This is a genomic window from Aquabacterium sp. (genome assembly GCF_004297345.1).
In the GTDB taxonomy this organism is placed as follows: Bacteria; Pseudomonadota; Gammaproteobacteria; order Burkholderiales; family Burkholderiaceae_C; genus Aquabacterium.
Map to the genome: position 1 here is coordinate 1 of NZ_SCTN01000496.1, position 4484 is coordinate 4484.

The following is a 4484-nucleotide window of genomic DNA, read 5'->3' on the forward strand; positions in this document are numbered from 1 at the left end:
CCTGCTGCCTGGCGCCAAATTGGTCGAGCAGAAGTTGGGCGACAGATTCGGCGTGTCACGGACCGTTGTGCGCCAGGCCCTGTATCGCCTGTCGGAACTCAAACTGGTGCGCCTGGAGCCCGCTCGTGGTGCGTTCATCGCTGCGCCGTCGGTGAGAGAGGCGCGTGAGGTCTTTGCCGTGCGCAGGATGGTCGAGTCCCAAATGCTGCGTGAGTTGATCAGGCGCATCACCCCGGCAGACATCAGAAGCCTCAAGGCGCATGTCAAGACGGAACGTCAGGCGGTCAGCCGCGAGGATGTGCCGGCGCGTACCAAGCTGCTGTTCGATTTTCATGTGCAACTCGCTGCCGTGTTAGGTAACCAGGTCCTGGTGGAGTTGATGCAGGAGTTGGTGTCGCGCTGCTCGCTGATCACCTTGATGTACCAGTCTGCAGACAACGCACAAGCATCCAATGCCGAACATCGGCAACTGCTCAAAGCCATTGAATCCAGAGATACCGAATTGGCCTTGAAACTGCTCCATGACCATCTTGATGCCGTCGAACGGCACATCATCGAGCGCCCGCGCACCGAAGCGTTGCGCTTGAACGATGCCATCCCTGGAAACTGAGCCATGCACTTGAACACGCCCTCGCCCTACCCTCGCGACCTGATTGGCTATGGCCGCAAGGTGCCCCACGCCAATTGGCCCGATGGCGCCCGCATCGCGGTGCAGTTCGTGTTGAACTACGAAGAAGGCGGCGAGAACAGCGTGCTGCACGGCGATGCTGGCAGCGAGCAGTTCCTCAGTGAGATGTTCAATCCTGCGTCCTACCCGGATAGGCACCTGAGCATGGAGTCGATCTACGAATACGGCTCGCGCGCGGGCGTCTGGCGCATCTTGCGCGAATTTGAAAAGCGCGGCTGGCCCTTGACCATTTTCGGTGTCAGCATGGCGCTACAACGGCACCCCGAACTGACGCAGGCATTCGTCGAACTGGGTCATGAAATCGCCTGCCATGGCTGGCGCTGGATTCACTACCAGGGCATGGACGAAGCCACCGAGCGCGAACACATGCGCATCGGCATGCAGATCATCGAGGAGCTGACAGGCCAGCGTGCACGGGGCTGGTACACCGGTCGGGACAGCCCTCATACGCGGCGGCTGGTGGCCGACCATGGCGGCTTCGAGTACGACAGTGATTACTACGGTGACGACCTACCCTTGTGGACCACAGTCCAGCGCACGGACGGGCAGACCGTACCGCACCTGATCGTGCCCTATACGCTGGACGTCAACGACATGCGCTTCTCTCTGCCGCAGGGCTATGCGCAAGGCGAAGATTTCTTCACCTACCTGAAAGACACCTTCGACCTGCTATACGCCGAAGGTGATCCCGCCGGCGACAACGCCCCCAAGATGATGAGTGTGGGCATGCATTGCAGGCTGCTGGGTCGTCCGGGGCGTTTCAGAGCCTTCCAGCGATTTCTGGATCATGTCGCGCAGCATGACAAAGTCTGGGTATGCCGCCGCATTGACATCGCCCGGCATTGGCAGCGCGTGCACCCGTATCAAGGGCCTGCATCTGGCACAGCGGCAACTACACAGCCCTGATTGAGCTTCACACACGATATGAGCCTCTCACTTGATCAACTCAACGCGGCGCAACGCGATGCCTTCGTCGCGTTGCTGGAAGGCATCTACGAGCACTCGCCCTGGATCGCCGAGGCGGCCTGGGCGCAGCGCCCGTTCAGCACCGTGGCGCAATTGAAATACGCCCTGGCACGGGTCGTACGCCATGCGGGGCCCGAGAGGCAAAAGGGGTTGATTCGTGCACACCCGGAACTGGCTGGCAAAGCTGCCGTTGCGGGCCAACTGACCATCGAATCCACCCATGAACAAAGCCGTGCGGGCCTGACCCACTGCACAGCAACAGAATTCGCCCGCCTTCAGCAGCTCAACGCCGACTACAACGCGCGTTTTTGCTGGCCCTTCATCTTGGCAGTGAGAGGCCCGCGCGGCACTGGACTGACGCGCCAGCAGATCATCGAAACCTTTGCTCGCCGCCTGGACAACCCCGCTGATTTCGAACTGGCCGAATGCCTGCGCAACATCCATCGCATCGCCGAGATTCGCCTGCACGACAAGTTCGACACCCAACCCGATCAAGGCAATCTGGTGTGGGATTGGGCTGAGGCGCTGGCCCAGCACAGTGAGCCGGGTTATGCCGAGCGCGATCAACTGACCGTCACCTACATGACGGCAGCGCATCAAGCCTGCGCGGCCCAACTGAAGTCATGGATGCAAACTTGTGGGTTCGATGACGTGAGTGTGGATGCTGTCGGCAATGTCGTGGGGGTATATCACGGTACGGACGCCCATGCGCCGCGCCTGCTCACCGGCTCACACTACGACACGGTTCGCAACGGCGGCAAATACGATGGCCGCCTGGGCATTTTGGTGCCAATGGCGTGCGTGCGCACGTTGCATCAACAGGGCCGGCGACTGAAGCGAGGTATCGAAGTTGTGGGCTTTGCGGAAGAAGAAGGCCAGCGCTTCAAGGCGACCTTCATGGGATCGAGCGCACTGGTTGGTGACTTCCAGGCGGACTGGCTCGATCAGGTCGATGCAGACGGCATCAGCTTGCGTGCTGCCATGCAAGCCGCCGGCCACAGCGCCCTGCTGCCAGACATTCAAGCCTTGAAGCGCGATCCCGCTCGCTATCTGGGCTTTGTTGAAGTGCACATCGAACAAGGCCCCTGGCTTGATGAGATCGATCAACCACTCGGTGTGGTCACCGCCATCAATGGCAGCGTGCGCTATGCAGGCGAGGTCATCGGGCAAGCCAGCCATGCCGGCACCACCCCCATGGACAGGCGCAAGGATGCCGCGGCAGCCGTGGCTGAACTGGTGCTATATGTAGAACAACGCGCGTCCTGGGATACCCACTCCCCCAAGGGGCCATCAGTCGGTACGGTGGGCATATTGCAGGTGCCTGCAGGCTCCGTCAATGTGGTACCAGGACGATGCCAGTTCACGCTGGACCTGCGTGCACCAGACGATGCGCAGCGCGATGCGATGGCCGCAGATGTACTCAAGCAATTGGCGGCCATTTGCGAACGCCGTGGATTGCGCCACGAGCTGACGCTGAGCATGCAAGCCTGCGCCGCACCGTCTGACCCGGCCTTACAAGCGCGATGGGAGGCCGCAGTCCTGGCCACCGGCCTGCCTGTTTTCAAGTTGCCCAGCGGCGCGGGGCATGACGCCATGAAGCTGCACCAGTGCATGCCACAGGCCATGCTCTTTGTGCGCGGCGGCAATGCCGGCATCAGCCACAACCCACTGGAAACCATCACCAACGACGACGCGCAACACTGCGTGGACGCCTTCATGCACTTGCTGGAGCAACTGTGAGCACCCTACAAGCCACTGCACACGACACCTGGCTCGATCAATGGATCGATGCACACTTCGATGAAGAAGTGCGCTTTCTGCAGGCCTTGGTACAGGTTCCCACCGACACGCCGCCAGGCAACAATGCGCCACATGCCGAACGCACAGCATCCTTGCTCCAGGCATTTGGCTGGCAGGCCGAGGCCTACCCTGTGCCGCAAGCGGATGTCAAAGCTTATGGCCTGCAAAGCCTCACCAACCTCATTGTGCGACGCCACTTTGGAGAAGGCGGGCGCACCATCGCGCTCAACGCACACGGTGATGTGGTCCCACCAGGCGAAGGCTGGACGCATGCCCCCTATGGAGGCGAGGTGGTGGATGGACAACTCTACGGTCGTGCAGCAGCAGTCAGCAAGAGTGACTTCGCCACCTATAGTTTTGCGCTTCGTGCATTGGAGGCGCTGGTTGCGCAAAACGAGGGCCATGCGCTGAAGGGCTCAGTCGAACTGCACTTCACCTACGACGAAGAATTTGGCGGGGAACTGGGCCCCGGGTGGCTGCTCAAACAAGGCCTGACCAAACCGGATTTGTTGATCGCGGCAGGCTTCAGCTACGAAGTGGTCACGGCTCACAATGGCTGCTTGCAAATGGAAGTGACCGTGCACGGGCAGATGGCTCACGCGGCGATCCCGCACACGGGCATTGATGCTTTGCAAGGCGCCGTCACCATCCTCAACGCCCTGTATGCCCAAAACAAGATTTACCAGGGCACCGCATCCGGCGTGCCCGGCATCAAGCACCCCTATCTGAACGTGGGCCGCATCGAAGGGGGCACCAACACCAATGTGGTGCCCGGCAAAGTTGTCTTCAAGCTGGATCGCCGCATGATCCCCGAAGAGAACCCGGTTGAGGTCGAGGCCGATATCCGGCGCATCATCCAGGACTCAGCGTCGACCTTCCCAGGGATCCGCATCGAGATCAAGCGCCTGCTGCTGGCCAACGCCCTGCGCCCTTTGCCAGGCAACGAGCAACTGGTTCAGACCTTGCAAAAGCACGGCGAAGCCGTCTTCGGTGAACCAATCCCCACCAGCGGCACGCCGCTTTACACCGA

At 60.9% G+C, this 4484-nt stretch carries 4 protein-coding genes; all 4 read left to right on the forward strand.

Annotated elements, in window-relative coordinates:
- A partial coding sequence (locus EPO09_RS19080; RefSeq protein ID WP_290645608.1) for a GntR family transcriptional regulator occupies positions 1-610 on the forward strand: 610 nt, incomplete at its 5' end.
- Positions 611-613: 3 nt separating this feature from the next.
- Complete coding sequence (gene puuE / locus EPO09_RS19085) at positions 614-1594, forward strand: allantoinase PuuE (RefSeq protein ID WP_290645609.1); 981 nt, start codon at positions 614-616, stop codon at positions 1592-1594.
- 18 nt (positions 1595-1612) lie between these two features.
- Complete coding sequence (uraD, locus tag EPO09_RS19090; protein ID WP_290645612.1) at positions 1613-3394, forward strand: 2-oxo-4-hydroxy-4-carboxy-5-ureidoimidazoline decarboxylase; 1782 nt, start codon at positions 1613-1615, stop codon at positions 3392-3394.
- On the forward strand, positions 3391-4484 hold a 1094-nt coding region (locus EPO09_RS19095; RefSeq protein ID WP_290645614.1), incomplete at its 3' end, for a M20/M25/M40 family metallo-hydrolase. The genes uraD and EPO09_RS19095, both read left to right, overlap by 4 nt.